We start from the raw sequence: 15,021 nt of genomic DNA, 5'->3' as shown, positions 1-15,021 counted from the left end.
CGTGCGGGTCTGCGGACCTTTCGCGCCGCGGAAAGGTCCGCAGACCCGCACAGGCGGATCGGCTGACGGATCGGCTGACGCCGCCGGGCAGCGCCCCCGCCGGATGGGTCAGGCCGGGACGTCGGCCTCGCGGACGCGCAGCTGGCGGGCGACGGTGTCGCGGCCCTCGATGACCGGGCGGCGCAGGCCCAGCGGTGCGGAGGTGTGCGAGGCGAGCCACGCGTCGGCCGCCTCGACCACCGACTCCCCGCCGAAGTCGGCGGGGAAGTACCCCTGGATGAGGCGGTTGGCGATCTCGCTCGAGCGGTTCTCCCACACGCCGTCGAGCATCGCGAAGTAGCGGCTCTCGAAGGGCGCGATGAGCGCCGGATCGCTGACGCGCCGGAATCCCATGACCACCGAGCTCAGGGACTCGTTGGGCAGAGCGTCCTCCTCGACCGTGGCGCGCCAGGCCTCGGCCTTGGTCTCCGGCGTCGGCCGCGCGGCCTTCGCGGTGAGGGCCTTCTTGCGTCCGGACTGGGTGTCGTCCGTGGCGAGCACGGTGTCGATCGCCGTGTCGTCCATCCTTCCCAGCGCGGACAGCGCGATCACGAGCGACCAGCGCAGGTCGGTGTCGATCTCACGTCCGGGCAGTGTCACGGTGCCGTCGAGCAGCGACTCGAGGATGCCCGCGTGCTCATCGTTCGAGGAGAGCAGGGCGAACTCGGTGACGAACTGGAACTGGGCGTCGCTGCCGGCCTCGGCGGCCTGGGCGAGCTCCCAGAGGGCGTCGGCCGCGGAGGTGGTCCGCGCGGCGCGCTCGGCCGGCGCTGCGTACGGGCCGGCGACCGAGGCCAGCTGTCCGAGCAGCGTGCGCAGCACGCTCGAGGAGTCCTCGCCCGTGATGTTCGCGAGCACGAGCTCCTGGAAACGGCGGCTGGGCAGCTCGGCGTCGCGCACCATGTCCCACGCCGCCGACCAGATCAGCGTGCGGGCCAGCGGATCCTCGATGTCGCGCAGGTGCTCCATGGCGACGGCCAGGGAGTTCTCGTCCAGGCGGATCTTCGCGTAGGCGAGGTCCCCGTCGTTCAGCAGCCAGAGGTCCGCGCGCGTGCCGACGAGCGCATCGACCTCGGTGAGCTCGCCGTCGACATCGATCTCCACGCTCTCGGCGCGGCGCAGCACGCCTCCCTCGAGGGTGAAGCCCGCGATGCCCAGGCGGTGGGGCCGCAGGGTCGCGTGCTCGGGCGCGGCGGTCTGCTCGATCGCGAAGGACACGACGGTTCCGTCGGCCCCCCGCTCGATGCGCGGACGCAGGGTGTTCACGCCCGCGGTCTCCAGCCACAGCTGCGACCAGGAGGCGAGGTCGCGCCCGCTGGTCTCGGTGAGCTCTGCCAGCAGGTCCTCGAGCTCGGTGTTGGACCAGGCGTGCTTGCGGAAGTACGCGCGCAGGCCCTCGAAGAACGCGTCCTTGCCCACGTAGGCGACGAGCTGGCGCAGCACCGAGGCGCCCTTGGCGTAGGTGATGCCGTCGAAGTTCGTCTCCACCGCGTCGAAGTCGACCATGTCGGCGACGATCGGGTGGGTCGAGGGCAGCTGGTCCTGGCGGTAGGCCCAGGCCTTCTCGGAGCTCGCGAAGGTGGTCCAGGCATCGGTCCACTTCGTGGCCTCGGCGCTCGAGAGCGTCGAGGCGTACTCGGCGAAGGACTCGTTCAGCCAGAGGTCGTCCCACCAGCGCATCGTGACCAGGTCGCCGAACCACATGTGCGCGAGCTCGTGGAGGATCGTGAGATCGCGGCGCTCGCGGATCGCGTCGGAGACGTCGGAGCGGAACACGTAGGACTCCACGAACGTGATCGCGCCGGGGTTCTCCATCGCGCCCATGTTGCACTCCGGCACGAAGACCTGGTCGTACTTGGGGAACGGGAAGTCGCAGTCGAAGGCCTCCTCGTAGAAGTCGATGCCGGCCTTCGTGATGTCGATGATGTTCTGCGGGTCCAGGTGCTCGGCGAGCGAGGCCCTCGCGTACACGCCCATCGCGATGGTGCGGCCGTCGCGCGTGGTCACGGAGCCCTCGCCGCCCTGGTAGGTGCCCGCGATGAGCGCCGTGAGGTAGGTGGAGATCTTCGTGGTGGGCTCGAAGGACCAGGTCGCGGTGCCCTCGCCGGCCGGGACCGGCTGCGGGGTGGGGGAGTTGGAGATGACGCGCCAGTGGTCGGGCGCGGTGATCGTGAAGCGGAAGGTCGCCTTGAGGTCCGGCTGCTCGAAGTTGGCGAACATGCGCCGGGCGTCGGAGACCTCGAACTGCGTGTACAGGTAGACCTCGTCGTCGACCGGGTCGACGAAGCGGTGCAGGCCCTCTCCGGTGTTCATGTATGCGCCGTCGGCCAGGATCCGCACGGTGTTCTCGCCGACGGCGAGCTCGGGCAGCTGCACGCGGGCGCCGTCGAAGCGGGAGGCGGGGTCCTCGAGCAGCTCGCCGTTGAGCTCGATCTCGCGCACCGAGGGCGCGATGAGGTCCACGAAGGTGGGGCGGGCCTCGGTCGAGGAGAAGCGGATCGTCGACTCGGTGACGAACGTGGTCGGTCCCGTCGTCAGGTCCAGGCGCACGTCGTAGGTGTCGGTGGTGAGGAACGAGGCGCGCTCGCGCGCCTCGTCGCGGGTGAGGTTCTCAGAGGGGTTCACAGGCATGATTCCCATCCTGCCACCGGGGCGCGGGCCGACGGACCGGAACGAGGGACCGGTCTGCGCTGTGCTCGCCTGGTCCGGGATGGGCGACGGAGCCGCCCAGCCCTCAGCGCTTCTGCGTCAGGTCCAGGTCCCAGGAGTAGTGCGCGGGCAGCGGCGGGATCGACCAGCTGGGATCGGGGAAGAAGTGCTCGAAGCCCGCGGAGAACGGGTAGATCCACTCCTTGATGTCGTGCTCGGCGGTGCGGCCCGCCGCACGGATCTCGCCGGCCTCGCCGGGGGAGAAGTAGCCGACGCTCTCGGCGCCCTCGAGCTCGTCCTCGTCCTTGTAGTGCCAGTCGCGGCGCGGCAGCACCACCAGATCGAGGACCAGGTCGCGCGTGCGCACGCCCTCCTCGGTGCGCTCGAAGGGGGTCTCGAGGTTCACGTAATAGCAGCCCAGTGAGCCGTCGTCCTTGTAGAACAACCACACCGAATAGGGGCGGCCGGGCAGGCCGATCATGAGGATGCCGTTCCCCGTCCACAGCTGCTTGGACTGGACGCGCGGGCGGGTGAACATGCCTTCGTCGCCCGCGCGGCGCAGCGGCGCGCCGTTCTCGAGAACGGGCAGCAGCACCTCGGTGCCGGGCGCGATCCAGACCACGAGGCCGCGCTCGTCGTCGTCGAGGACCACGGTGCCGGGACGGACGGTGCGGGTGGGGTGCTGGAGGGTGTAGTAGGTCCAGGTCACCTGATCGCCGGGTGACCAGTGTGCAGTGGAGGACATGACGTCTCCTGGCCGGGTAGGCCCCACGGGGACCCGGGACGACCGGCCCGCCGGCCCAGGATCTTCACCCCGCGAGGGGAAGGAGTATGAGGCGACCATACCGCGCAGTGCGCGCGCTGCAGGGGAGGAACCGGGGCCGAATGCGGGATCGGCGGACGACGGGTGTGCTGGTCGTGCGCGGGGCGAGGGGGAGGGCGCCGCCCCGCGCCGCGGGGGCTCGGCGTGTCGTGGAGGGGCGGCCGTGCCCGTGGCGCCGGGGCGGGGAGTGCTGGATCGGGAGACGCTGGGAGGTGATCCTGCTTGACACCGGTGTTCGCATTTGCAAACATCTTCGGGTGGCCGGGCAGCACCCGGCGGCACGGATCACTCGATCATCGGGCCCCGCACAGCAGCGGGCCGAGGGGAGAACGGCGATGAGCACGAGAACCTGGAGCATGGCGAACCGGGCCCTCCGGCTGCTGGCGGCGCTGCTGCTGGTGCAGGGCCTGTGGGTCCTGGGAGCGACCGGCGCCGGCGCTGAGGGCGATGGCGGGTCCGGCGGGAAGGGCGACGACGCCGACGCGACCGTCCCCACCATGCTCATCCTGGACGCCTCCGGATCGATGGCCGCGAAGGACGGGGATTCCTCGGGCGCGACGCGGATGAGCGTCGCGAAGAAGGCGGCGGATTCCCTCGTCGACGATCTGCCCGATGGTGCGGAGCTCGGGCTCGAGGTCTACGGCGCCCACACCGGGAACACCGCCGCCGACAAGGAGAAGGGGTGCAAGGACGTCGAGGTCGTCGCGGATGTCGGCACCGACAACCAGAAGGCTCTCCACACGGGGATCGACGGCGTCGACGCCTCCGGCTACACGCCCATCGGCACGGCCCTGAAGACGGCGGCGAAGAAGCTCCCATCGACGGGGCAGCGCTCGATCGTGCTGGTGAGCGACGGCATCGACTCGTGCGCCCCGCCGGACCCCTGCGCGGTCGCCAAGGACCTCAAGAAGCAGGGCGTCGACCTCGCCGTCCATGCGATCGGCTTCAAGGTCGACGACGACGCCCGCAAGAGCCTGCAGTGCGTGGCCGACGCGACCGGCGGCTCCTACACCGACGTGTCCGACGGCGACCAGCTCTCCACCCAGCTCACGGCCCGCACCACGCGCGCCCTGCAGGGGTACCAGGTCGAGGGAGCGGCGGTGAGCGGCGGCACGAGCACCGGAGAGGCCCCCGCCATCGATGCCGGCGCATACCTCGACACCTTCGCGCACGGCTCGAAGGAGGACCTCGGCGACGACGGTCTCACGAAGTACTACCGGATCCCGGTGTCCAAGGGGGAGCGCGTGCACGCCTCCGCGGCCATCGTCCCGCCGCCCGGCGACCGGGGGTGGGAGACCGACGACGATGAATCCCACGTCATGTTCATCGATGCGCACCTGGTGACGGCCGACGGCGAGGACTGCGACGCCGCCTCCGCCGACAACGTCGGCAACCTCACCGACTCCGAGTCTCCGGTGCGGGCATCGGTCGATTCGCAGGTCGCAGGCGGGGACGGGTGCGACGGAGCGGACGGCGCCGTGTACCTCGCCGTCGAGCGCTCGGGTGCGAAGCTCGCCGATCAGCCGCTGCCCGTCGAGATTCGCGTGGGCGTCCAGAAGACGAGCGACGCCTCCCTGCCGAAGGCCGAGAAGCCGTCCGACGCCCCGAGCGTGAAGGAGAGGACGCCCGCGAAGGGGACGGTCGAGCTGGGGCGCTCCGCCGCCCAGGCGCCTGCGCTCGCCCCCGGCACCTACCGGGTGAAGATGGTCCCCGGCGACGTCGGTCTCGTGAAGGTACGCGCCGAGGAGGGCCAGCGCCTGAGCTGGCACCTGAGCACCGAGCACGCGGTCGACAAGGTCGGCGGCGACGGCGCGACGCCCGATGTGGAGACCGCGAGCATGGTCATGCTCAACCCGCTGCTGCAGCCGGTCCCCGCCGCCGGCGTCGGCGATGTCGATGAGATGGTCGTGAGCGAGGACCCGCAGTACGCGGAGACCGGCAGCATGTCCGCCCCCGTCCATCTCTCCGTCCTCGACGGCGGCTTCTTCACCGGCGACGAGCCCTGGATGGGCGGCGATCAGTACCTCCAGCTCGGCCTGGGCTCCGGGGGCGGCTCAGCGGACGACCGGAAGGCATCCGAGCCCAGCACCTTCCTGCTCACGGTGCAGGTCGACGGCACGGCGCAGAAGACACCGGAGCTGGTGCGCACCGATGCACCGCATAAGGATGGCGCGGCCGTCACGGACCAGGACGTCTCCGCGGCCGGCTCGACGGGCGACAAGGGCGAGGGGTCTGCGTCCGACGGCGGCGCGAGCAGCGGGCAGGACGGCACGTCGTCCGACGGCGCCGGGGCCTCCGGTGCGACGGACTCGCCGCGCGCGTCGGAGCCGCACGACGGAGGCCCCCGCACGGCGCTCGTCATCGGCGCGGTCGGCGCCGGGATCGTCGCGCTCGTGGCGATCGCGGTCGGCGTGGTCCTGCTGCGCAGGCGTCGCGGCTGACGCGGTCGGGATCGGCAGACACGGCCCGGCGTCGGGCTGCGTTGGTCCGGTGTCCGGTGTCCGGTGTCCGGTGCCCGGTGCCCGGTGCCCGGTCCCCGGCGGGCCCGGCCCTGCTCAGCGCCCCGTCGACTCCTTGAGCGCGGTCTCGAGCAGTTCCCTCACTCGCGGCGCCGTGCCGTCGGCGAGAGCGTCCAGGGCCGCGCGCAGCTCGTCCTCGCCCACGGCGTCGCGCAGCATCGCGGCGAGCGGCTCGACGCGGCGATCACCGTCCGGGGCCTCGCCGCGTCGTGCGTCGGTGCGCATCTGCGTGGTGGTCGCGACGTCGGAGGCGCCCACCGCCTCGAGGATCTCCTCGGCGCGCGCGGGTGTGTCTGCCTCGTCGGCGCGCTGCTCGAGGACCGCCATGCGCTCGTGCGCGAGGGGGTTGCCCATCTTCACGCGCTTGGCCGAGATCAGCTGCGAGAGCATCGGTGCGCTGATCCCGAGAGCGCGGGCCAGGCGGCGCTGCGAGATCCCGTAGGCACGGGTGATCGCCCCGAGGCGGGTCTCGAGGGTCTCGCCGTACAGGGCGCGCTGGGCGTCGCGGTTCGCGTCGAGCTCGTCGGCGGCGGGGGTCATCGTTCCTCCCAGGTGAAGGTGTCGTCGCCGCTGCGGCTGCAGGTCACGGCGGTGCCATCGGATGTCGTGGCCTTCTCGCCCTCCAGGTTCCAGGCGCAGGCCCGGCCTGCGACGGGTGCGGCGGAGGATTCCGGGGCCGACGACGGGCTGGAGTCGGCGGATGCAGATCCGTCGGTGCTGTCGGTGCTGTCAGTGGCGTCGTCGGTCGCCGTCGGGGCGTCGGTGGCCGGGGCCGACGGAGAGGCGCTCTGTCCTCCTGCGCCGCCCTGGTCACCGAATCCCTCGGACCCGGCGCGCATCGCGAGCACGCCGAGCACCACGGCGACCACCAGGGCGAGCGCCGCGATCGCGGCCAGCAGGATCACCGGTCGCAGGCCTGTGCGGGACGGGGTTCCGGGGGAGCCGGCGGGCGCCGCGCTCCGTTCCCGAGGGACGACGCGGGTCGGCGCCTCGTCGATCAGGACGGCGTCCTGGCCGTCGTCGTGGACGTCGCCTCCGTTCGGCGACGGGCTGTCGTCCCGATGATCGCGCCCAGGCGTCTCGTCGCGCCCAGGCGTCTCGTCGTGATCGGTCCGCTCGACACGATCCGTGGACGGGGTTCCGCGCTGGGCACGCTCGCTGATCCGCTCGTGCAGGCTCGTGCTCCGCGGTGAGAGGACGCTCGGGCCGTCCGCGGGGATCTCGGGCAGGTCGCGTGCGGGGGAGTCCTGCGGGAGCGGGTCGAGCAGGTCGAACACCTCGAACGGGTCGCCGTCGGCCGTGAGGACCCAGGTGGAGGAGTCGTGCGGCGAATCGGGGAGGGCGTCGCGCGCCGCGCTCGCCGTCGGACGCCGCGAGGGGTCGTCCTCGAGCATCGCGTGCAGCGTCTCCTGCAGGCGTGGATGGGTCCCGTGGAGAGCCCCGGTGAGCAGCGCCTGCGGGTCCTCGCCCGCCTCGAGGTCGGCGCGCACGCCGAGGCTGCGCAGCGCCACGGCCCCGGCGGCCCAGACGTCCTGGGCGGCGCTCGCGCCCTCGCCGCGCAGCCGCTCGGGCGACATGAAGCCGGGGGTGCCGTGGACGAACCCGGTCTCCGTCAGCCGGGCGTCGTCCTCGTGCAGGGCGATGCCGAAGTCGGCGAGTCGCAGGTGCGGCGGCTCGGTGCCCGTGACCTGCAGCAGGAGGTTCGCGGGCTTCACGTCCCGGTGCAGCCAGCGCTTCTCGTGCATCGCCGCGAGGGCGTCGAGCAGCTGGCGGGTGAGCTCGGCGACGAGCAGGGGGTGCAGTGCGCCATGATCGGCGAGCGACTGGCCCAGCGTGCCGCCGCGGATCAGAGGCATCGCGAGCACCACCGCATCGTCCTCGGCGACCCACGTGTAGGGCGGCAGCAGGTGGGGATGTGCGCCGAGCGCACGCGGCCCGTGCGCCCCGACGGACTGCTCGCGCACGAAGCGCAGCACGTCCGCCCCGTCCCGCTGACGCATCACCTTCGCGGCGCAGATCGCCTCGAAGCGAAGGTCCACGGCGCGCCACAGCGCCCCCGAGGCGCCGCGCGCGAGGGGATCCAGGAGGTCGATGCGACCGGCGATGACGTCGGACATGGCATGGTCATCGTACGGTTCGGCGCCCGATCCCGTCCCTCGTCGGCGCACTCCCTTGACAAGGATGTTTGCTTTTGTGAATACTCTTGATCGTTCGGCGAGCCGGCGGGACGGCTCCGATGACGAGGGGGACAGCATGCGAGAGGGAACTCGGACGGAGAACGGCCGCACGCGGCGTGTCCTCGAGTCCGTGGCGGGTCTGCCAGGCCGGGCCGTAGGGCTCGCCGCCGTGCTCGGCCTCCTCGCCGCACTGCTCCTGCCCTCGGCTCCCGCGCTCGCCGACCCCACGGACGGCTCGGACGGGTCGGGGGGAACAAGCGGCTCCGACGTCTCGGCGACCGTGCCCACCATGCTCATCCTCGATTCCTCGGGCTCGATGGCGGCCGAGGACGGGGACTCCTCCGGCAGCACCCGCATGGAAGCGGCCAGGAAGGCCGCCACGACGCTCGTCGACGACCTGCCCGAGGGGGCGCAGCTGGGGCTCACGGTCTACGGGGCGCACACCGGGAACACCGCGGCCGACAGGACCAAGGGCTGCCAGGACGTCCAGGTCGTCACTCCCGTCGGCGCGGACGACTCCGAGGCCCTGAAGAAGGGGATCGCCGGCACGGGGGCCAGCGGGTACACGCCGATCGGGACCGCGCTGAAAGAGGCTGCCGCTGCTCTCCCGACATCCGGTGACCGGGCGATCGTACTGGTCAGCGACGGCATCGACTCGTGCTCACCACCCCCGCCGTGCGAGGTCGCCAAGCAGCTGAAGAAGGAGGGCGTGGACCTCACGATCCATGCGATCGGCTTCCGCGTGGACGCGAAGGCCCGGGCCGAGCTCTCCTGCATCACCGATGCCACCGGAGGCACCTACTCCGATGCGAGCTCGGGTGACGAGCTCGAGGAGCAGCTGGTCACCCGCACCACTCGCACCCTGCAGGGGTACGAGGTGGGCGGGACACCGGTGAGCGGTGGCGGGTCCCCGCAGAAGGGGGCCGTGATCCAGCCCGGCGACTGGTTGGACACCTTCGATCGCGGCGCGAAGGAGTACACCGACGAGGGCGAGAAGAAGTACTACCGGATCGATCTCGCGAAGGGGCAGCGCCTGCATGCCTCGGCGACGATCATCCCGCCGCCCGGGGACAACGGCATCGCCCACGCGAGCTCCACGGACCAGCTCTGGCTCGACGCGGACGTCGTGGACTCGGACGGCACCTCGTGCGCGGCGGAGAGCGACGGCAGCATCGGCTCGACCATGACTGCCGATGCCCCGGTGGGAGCCCAGGTGGATTCCGCACCCGCGGGCGATGACGGCTGTGCCACGGGACCCGTCTACCTCGAGGTCGAGCGCAGCGGGACAAAGTACGCGGACCAGCCGCTCCCCGTCGAGATCACGGTCGCGATCGAGAAGACAGAATCGGACAGCGGCTCCGACGGGGACTCGGGCGGCTCCGCGAACGGTGACGGGGCGGGCACGGCCGCGAACGCCTCCGAGAACAAGGGCACGAGCCAGGGCAGCGCGCCCAAGAGCCTCACCGATCTGGGACGCTCGCCGTCCTCTGCCCCGCTGCTCGGACCGGGCGACTACGAGATCGAGATGGTGCCCGGCGATTTCCGCGCCCTCAAGGTGCAGGTGGACGAGGGTCAGAAGCTCTCCTGGACGCTCGAGCCCGAGGACGACTCCTCGAACAGCTCGAGCACTGAGCTCGACGTCACTCTGCGCAACCCTCTGCGGCAGGTCGTCTTCCCGCAGGACGTCTCCGCATTCGATGAGGTGCACACGACCGGTCCCACCGGCGGTGGCATGTCCTCACCGGTGCAGCTGGCGAACCGGTCCTCGGACGACCGTTCCGTGTCCACGAACTGGCTGGGCGGACGCCAGGAGATGGACCTCGCGCTCACGACGCTCGGCGGCACCGACGCCGACGCGACGAAGGAGACCGTCCGCTACCACCTCACGATCGGGGTGGACGGAGAGGCGGGGAAGAATCCCGGCCTCGTCACGGAGCCGACGCCCCCGAAGGCCCCCGCCGCAGGATCGGGCGACGCGCCGGGAACTTCGGACGGCGTGGGCGGCGGGTCCGCGCACGCGGGCTCTCACGGCAGCCGGACGGCACTGGTCGTCGGCGCCGCAGGAGCCGGCACGGTCGCGCTGCTCGCGGCCGGCGCGGCCCTCGCCCTGCGTGCGCGCCGCCGTCGACGGTGAATCGGACTCGGTCTCAGTCGTTCCCGCTCCAGGCGGCCCAGAGCTCGGCGTAGACGCCGCCGTGGTCCACGAGGTCCGCGTGCGGGCCCTGCTCGACGACGCGGCCGTCGGCCATCACCAGGATCCGGTCGGCCTCCTTCGCCTGGGACAGGCGGTGGGCCACGATCACCGTGGTGCGGTCGCGGGCCACCTGCGTCGCGGCGCGCTCGAGCACGCGGGCGCCGGAGGAGCCCTCGTCGGCCGTGGCCTCGTCGAGCACCAGCACCGCCGGATCGCGCAGCGCGACGCGGGCCAGCGCCAGCTGCTGGGACTGCTCGGCCGTCAGCCGCTCGCCCTTCTCCCCGACCTCGGTGTCCAGGCCGCGGGGGAGCAGCTCGGCCCAGGCGTCGGCCTCGACCTCGCGCAGCGCCGCCCAGAGCTCCTCGTCGCTCGCCTCGGGGCGGGCCAGCCGCAGGTCCTCGGCGAGAGTCCCGCGGAACACGTGGACGTCCTGCGAGACGATCACCGCGTGGTGGCGCACCGACTCGAGGTCCGCATTGGCGAGGTCGGCGCCGCCGTGGAGCACGGAGCCGTGGCGCGGGGTGAGGGTGCCGGTGATGATCGCGGCGAGCGTCGACTTGCCGGCACCGGATGCCCCCACCAGGGCGATCGACTCGCCCGGGGCGATGTCCAGGTCGATGGGCTGCAGCACGGTCCGCTCGGTGCCGTCCGAGTCCTCGCCGTAGGCGTGGGAGACGTCGCGCAGACGGATCGAGGCGTCCGCCGGCACCTCCTCGCCGGGGGAGGACGCCGGATCGATCGACTCGATGACACCCACCATGCGGGTGAGGCTGGCGACCGCCGACTGCACGTCGTCGAGGCTGAACAGCAGGTTCATCATCGGCCAGAGCAGCGAGATGAGGTAGAGGGCAGCCGCGGTCACGAGGCCCACCGGCGCCCCGCCCACGTGCACCATCGCGTAGCCGAGGATCAGAACCAGGGCGATCGACAGGTTCTCGGGCCACACGACGATCTTCACGACCCTCGTGACCAGACCCATCACGCGCATGGCCAGCACCGCGGCGGTCTCCGAGAGCACTGCGACGTGGCGGGTCTCCCGGCGCTCGATGCCGTAGGCGTGGACGGTGGGGATGCCGTGGATCGCCGAGAGCAGGCCCTGGGCGCGGGCGCCCATCGCGACGCGCTCGCGCCGGTAGATGGGGGCGGTGCGCCGCAGGTACCACACGCCCGTGGCCGCGTACATCGGCACCACCACGACCACGAGGATCAGCAGCCACGGCGAGAGCGTCGCCATGCCGATCAGCGTGACCACCACGTAGAAGCCCATCTGGATGAGGTTCGGGACCACGTTGTTGACGGCGCGCGCGGTGACGTCGACGTCGTCGGCGACCCGCGAGAGGGCGTCGCCGATGCCGGTGACCTCCATGGTCTGCGCGGGCAGGTCCAGGGCGCGGTCGATCACGTCCTCGCGCATGGCGGCGAGCACCCGCTGGCCCATCCCGCTGACCAGGGCCCAGCCGAGCGCGGAGAGCACGGCCTGGAGCACGCCGGCGAGCATGATCAGCCCGCCCTGGCGCCACACGGCGGCGGAGCCCTCGCGGTCCTGGACGATGTCGACGGCCCCGCCGATCAGGCGCGGCATCCACGCCGCGGCGACGGCTCCGCCGATCACCACCAGAAGGGTGAGCAGGGTCGAGGGCCAGTGCGCGAGCAGGCGCCGGCCCACGTGGGAGAACGACGTGCCCACCGAGGCGATCGGCAGGATCTGGGCGTGCTCGTCGAGCTGGCGGCGCGCGGTCGCGTCGGACTCGAGCACGTCCTCGGCCTCGTGGTCCCACCGGACGGCTGCCATGTCGGGGATCATCGGCGCACCATCTCCCTGTAATCGTCGCGGTCCATGAGGTCCTGGTGGTCGGCGCGGGCGGTGATCCGGCCCCCGCGCACGTAGAGCACCTCGTCGGCCTCGCGCAGGAGCGCAGGCGCCCGGGTGACCAGCAGCGTCGCCCGATCGGGGACGCGGCGGGCGGCCACGAGCGCCTCGGCGATGTGCTGCTCGGTGACGGCGTCCACCGCGGTGGTCGGATCCTGCAGCACGAGCACCGGGGCGTCGGAGGCCACGGCGCGCGCGAGCGCGATCCGCTGGCGCTGCCCGCCGGAGAGGTTCGCGCCGCGATCGAGGATGCGGGTGTCGTAGCCCTCCGGCAGGATCCGCAGCAGGTCGTCGGCGCCCGCGGCGTGCAGGGCGGCGTCGGCCCAGGAGTCGTCGCTGCCGTCCGTCGGGTCGCTCGCCGGGGCCCGCGTGGCGAGCTGCTCGCGCACGGTCCCGTCGAAGAGGTCGACGACATGAGGCTCGACGAGCAGGTCCGCACGGGTCGCGAAGCGGGTCGAGGAGGTGACCTCGGTGTCGCCGAGGTGGACGCCCGTGTGCTCGGCGCGGCCGCTGACCGCCTCCACGACCGCGTCGGCGTCGCGCGCGTCCGCGCAGGCGAGGGCGATGACGCGCCCGTCGGGCACCTCCATGTCCAGGCCCTGCAGACTGCCGGCGCCCACGCCCCGCAGGTGCAGGCCGCCGGTGCCGGCGCGGCGCTCGCCGGGGCGGGCCTCGCCGCGCTCGTCGCGCGCGGTGGCGAGGTGGCCGATGGTCAGCGCGGGATCGTCGACCGTGCGGCCGAGGTCCGCGAGCAGTCGGCGCACGCGGTCGGCGGAGGTCGACATGCTGGCCCACCAGATCGGGATCCCCGAGAGGCCCTGCAGCATGCCCATGTTCGAGCGCGCCACGCCCACGACGGCGATCAGGGTGCCGATGGTCATGTCCCCGGCGACGGTGCGCTGGGCGGCGATGATCACGACTGCCGCCATCATCGCCGCGGTCACGAGGGTGGTCAGGCCGCTCGAGACGCCCGAGTAGCGGGCGTTCACGAGCGCCGCGTCCAGGGCGATCCGGGAGCGACGGCGGTACTGGGTGCGGGCACGGGACTGCACGCCCAGGCCCTGCAGCACGCGCAGGCCGTGGACGAGGTCGGTCGCGGTCGCGGCGGCGTCGGCCGCACGGGACTGCTGGGCGTCGTAGCGGGCGGAGAGGACGGGGCTGATCACGCGGATCACGAGCACCATGACCGCGATCCCGACGAGGGTCGCCACGCCCAGCCAGGGGTCGAGCACCGCGAGCCAGACGCCGCTGCCCACCACGACCGCGGAGGCGGGGAAGGCCCAGGGCAGCATGTCCATGATGTCGGACGCCTTGTCGGCGTCCGAGGTCGCGATCGAGAGCACCTCGCCGGCGGGGCGCTCGATGGGCCGCGAGCGCGGGTCGAGCACGGCGCCGGTGACCGCGACCCGCAGTCGATGGCGCTCGAACAGGCGCGCCCGCTGCGAGGCGGTGAACATGAGCGTCCACACCCACGTGCTGATCAGGCGCATCACGAAGATGCCCGCGGCGCCCAGCAGGGTGATCGCGAGGCTGCCGCGGACGATGCCGACGTCGATGATGATGCCCACGAGGATCGGCACCAGCATGTCGACGGCCTCCACGAACGCGGAGGTCGCCATGATCCAGGGGATCGAGCGGCGGTGGTTGCGCACGATCGACCGCATGACGGAGACGCGCGGGACCTCCGTCGCGGCGGGGTCCGCGGCGGCCGGGGCGGCCTGCCGGCCGGAGGAGGGGGAGGGGGAATCGTGCACTCGTGAATCCCATCCCATCCCCGCGCCCGTGGCAATGTCTTTTCCTGCCCAGTCAGGGCCCTGCGCGCGCCCTCGTCCCGCCCTCCGGATCTGCGGGTCCGGCGCGGCGATCCTCGAGGATCGTCGATCCGCTCGGGCGTGCGGTCCGGAGTCGGCTCGGGAGGCCGGTCCGGGGTCAGCCCGGGAGGCCGGTCTGGTGACAGAATGGGGGAGGCCGACGCCCGCTCGGGCCCGGCCGATCCCCGAGGCGAGAGGAAGACTCCGTGACCGCACCGCATGTCGAACTGTTCTTCGATCCGATCTGCCCGTGGGCGTGGATGACCAGCCGGTGGCTGCTGAACGCCTCGCAGGTCCGCGACGTGGAGATCACGTTCTCGCTCATGTCCCTCGCCGCGCTCAACGAGGGCCGCGATCTCGATGCCGGCTACCGCCGCAGCATGGACGACGCCTGGGGTCCGGCCCGCGTGGCGCTCGCCGTCGAGAACGCCGGCGGCAACCAGGACCTCGCCGACTTCTACACCGCGTTCGGCCAGGCCTACCACGTGGGCGGCCAGCAGGACCGCCGCGAGGCCGCGAAGACCGCCCTCGAGCAGGCGGGCCTGGATCCCGCGCTGCTCGAGTCCTACCAGGACTCGTCCCTGGACGACACCCTGCGCACGAAGCAGAAGGCCGTGGTGGAGCTCGTCGGCGACGAGGTCGGCACCCCGGTGATCTCCTTCGGCGACGGCCGCGCCTACTTCGGCCCCGTGATCTCCCCGGCCCCCAAGGGCGAGGAGGCAGGCACCCTGTTCGACGGCCTCGAGGCGATGAGCCGCGTCGACGGCTTCTTCGAGCTCAAGCGCAGCCGCACCGTCGGCCCCATCTTCGACTGACCCCGGACCGGGCGGGCGGGAGCGCGCGGGGCCCCCCCCCCCCGGCCGGGGGGAGTCGAAGTTGGGGGCGGCGGGGGGGGGGGGCGTGTGGGCGTATTAAGCGGGGGCGCGGCGCATAGGCGCG

9 protein-coding genes are annotated in these 15,021 nt (G+C 72.4%); 3 read left to right on the top strand and 6 right to left on the bottom strand.

Translation table 11 applies throughout. The features are described 5' to 3' along the window. Positions 1 to 108: 108 nt before the first annotated feature. Complete coding sequence (gene pepN / locus MHY49_RS02795) at positions 109 to 2,670, bottom strand: aminopeptidase N (protein WP_239202412.1); 2,562 nt, start codon at positions 2,668 to 2,670, stop codon at positions 109 to 111. A gap of 103 nt (positions 2,671 to 2,773) precedes the next feature. Continuing rightward, positions 2,774 to 3,433, bottom strand: coding sequence for a DUF402 domain-containing protein (locus MHY49_RS02790; RefSeq protein WP_200503934.1), 660 nt, complete (start codon positions 3,431 to 3,433; stop codon positions 2,774 to 2,776). Between the two features lie 413 nt (positions 3,434 to 3,846). Between MHY49_RS02790 and MHY49_RS02785 the strand changes: the two genes are divergently transcribed. Continuing rightward, entirely contained in the window at positions 3,847 to 5,952 is a 2,106-nt protein-coding gene (locus MHY49_RS02785; protein ID WP_239202410.1) for a VWA domain-containing protein, read from the top strand. 114 nt (positions 5,953 to 6,066) lie between these two features. Here the strand turns inward: MHY49_RS02785 and MHY49_RS02780 are convergent, their stop codons facing one another. Then, entirely contained in the window at positions 6,067 to 6,570 is a 504-nt protein-coding gene (locus MHY49_RS02780; RefSeq protein ID WP_239202408.1) for a DNA-binding protein, read from the bottom strand. Then, the gene (locus MHY49_RS02775) at positions 6,567 to 8,147 is read right to left on the bottom strand and encodes a serine/threonine-protein kinase (RefSeq protein ID WP_239202406.1); all 1,581 of its coding nucleotides are present in this window, start codon (positions 8,145 to 8,147) and stop codon (positions 6,567 to 6,569) included. Before MHY49_RS02775 ends, MHY49_RS02780 begins: the two co-directional genes overlap by 4 nt. Positions 8,148 to 8,283: 136 nt before the next feature. Here MHY49_RS02775 and MHY49_RS02770 point away from each other — a divergent pair, with 136 nt between their 5' ends. Then, positions 8,284 to 10,341 carry a VWA domain-containing protein gene (locus MHY49_RS02770; RefSeq protein ID WP_239202405.1) on the top strand — a complete coding sequence of 686 codons (2,058 nt, stop codon included), beginning with the start codon at positions 8,284 to 8,286 and terminating at the stop codon, positions 10,339 to 10,341. A gap of 13 nt (positions 10,342 to 10,354) precedes the next feature. On the opposite strand, the gene MHY49_RS02765 is transcribed toward MHY49_RS02770, so the two are convergent. Beyond that, the gene (locus tag MHY49_RS02765; RefSeq protein WP_239202404.1) at positions 10,355 to 12,193 is read right to left on the bottom strand and encodes an ABC transporter ATP-binding protein; all 1,839 of its coding nucleotides are present in this window, start codon (positions 12,191 to 12,193) and stop codon (positions 10,355 to 10,357) included. A gap of 8 nt (positions 12,194 to 12,201) precedes the next feature. Continuing rightward, the gene (locus MHY49_RS02760; protein WP_239202403.1) at positions 12,202 to 14,025 is read right to left on the bottom strand and encodes an ABC transporter ATP-binding protein; all 1,824 of its coding nucleotides are present in this window, start codon (positions 14,023 to 14,025) and stop codon (positions 12,202 to 12,204) included. Between the two features lie 263 nt (positions 14,026 to 14,288). On the opposite strand from MHY49_RS02760, the gene MHY49_RS02755 reads away from it, so the two are divergent. Next, positions 14,289 to 14,897: a DsbA family protein gene (locus MHY49_RS02755; RefSeq protein WP_228358766.1), complete on the top strand. Its 609-nt coding sequence runs from the start codon at positions 14,289 to 14,291 to the stop codon at positions 14,895 to 14,897. The last annotated feature ends 124 nt before the right edge of the window (positions 14,898 to 15,021 follow it).

Origin of the sequence: Brachybacterium sp. ACRRE (genome assembly GCF_022346485.1) — a bacterium.
Lineage (GTDB): Bacteria > Actinomycetota > Actinomycetes > Actinomycetales > Dermabacteraceae > Brachybacterium > Brachybacterium halotolerans.
The sequence above is the reverse complement of the archived record's forward strand: the minus strand, read 5'-3'. Positions and strand labels throughout refer to the sequence as shown.

Coding starts and splice junctions, on each gene's coding strand:
- MHY49_RS02770 (WP_239202405.1), top strand. CDS start 8,284: ATGCGAGAGGGAACTCGGACGGAGAACGGCCGCACGCGGCGTGTCCTC.
- MHY49_RS02765 (WP_239202404.1), bottom strand. CDS start 12,193: ATGGCAGCCGTCCGGTGGGACCACGAGGCCGAGGACGTGCTCGAGTCC.
- pepN (WP_239202412.1), bottom strand. CDS start 2,670: ATGCCTGTGAACCCCTCTGAGAACCTCACCCGCGACGAGGCGCGCGAG.
- MHY49_RS02780 (WP_239202408.1), bottom strand. CDS start 6,570: ATGACCCCCGCCGCCGACGAGCTCGACGCGAACCGCGACGCCCAGCGC.
- MHY49_RS02785 (WP_239202410.1), top strand. CDS start 3,847: ATGAGCACGAGAACCTGGAGCATGGCGAACCGGGCCCTCCGGCTGCTG.
- MHY49_RS02775 (WP_239202406.1), bottom strand. CDS start 8,147: ATGTCCGACGTCATCGCCGGTCGCATCGACCTCCTGGATCCCCTCGCG.
- MHY49_RS02790 (WP_200503934.1), bottom strand. CDS start 3,433: ATGTCCTCCACTGCACACTGGTCACCCGGCGATCAGGTGACCTGGACC.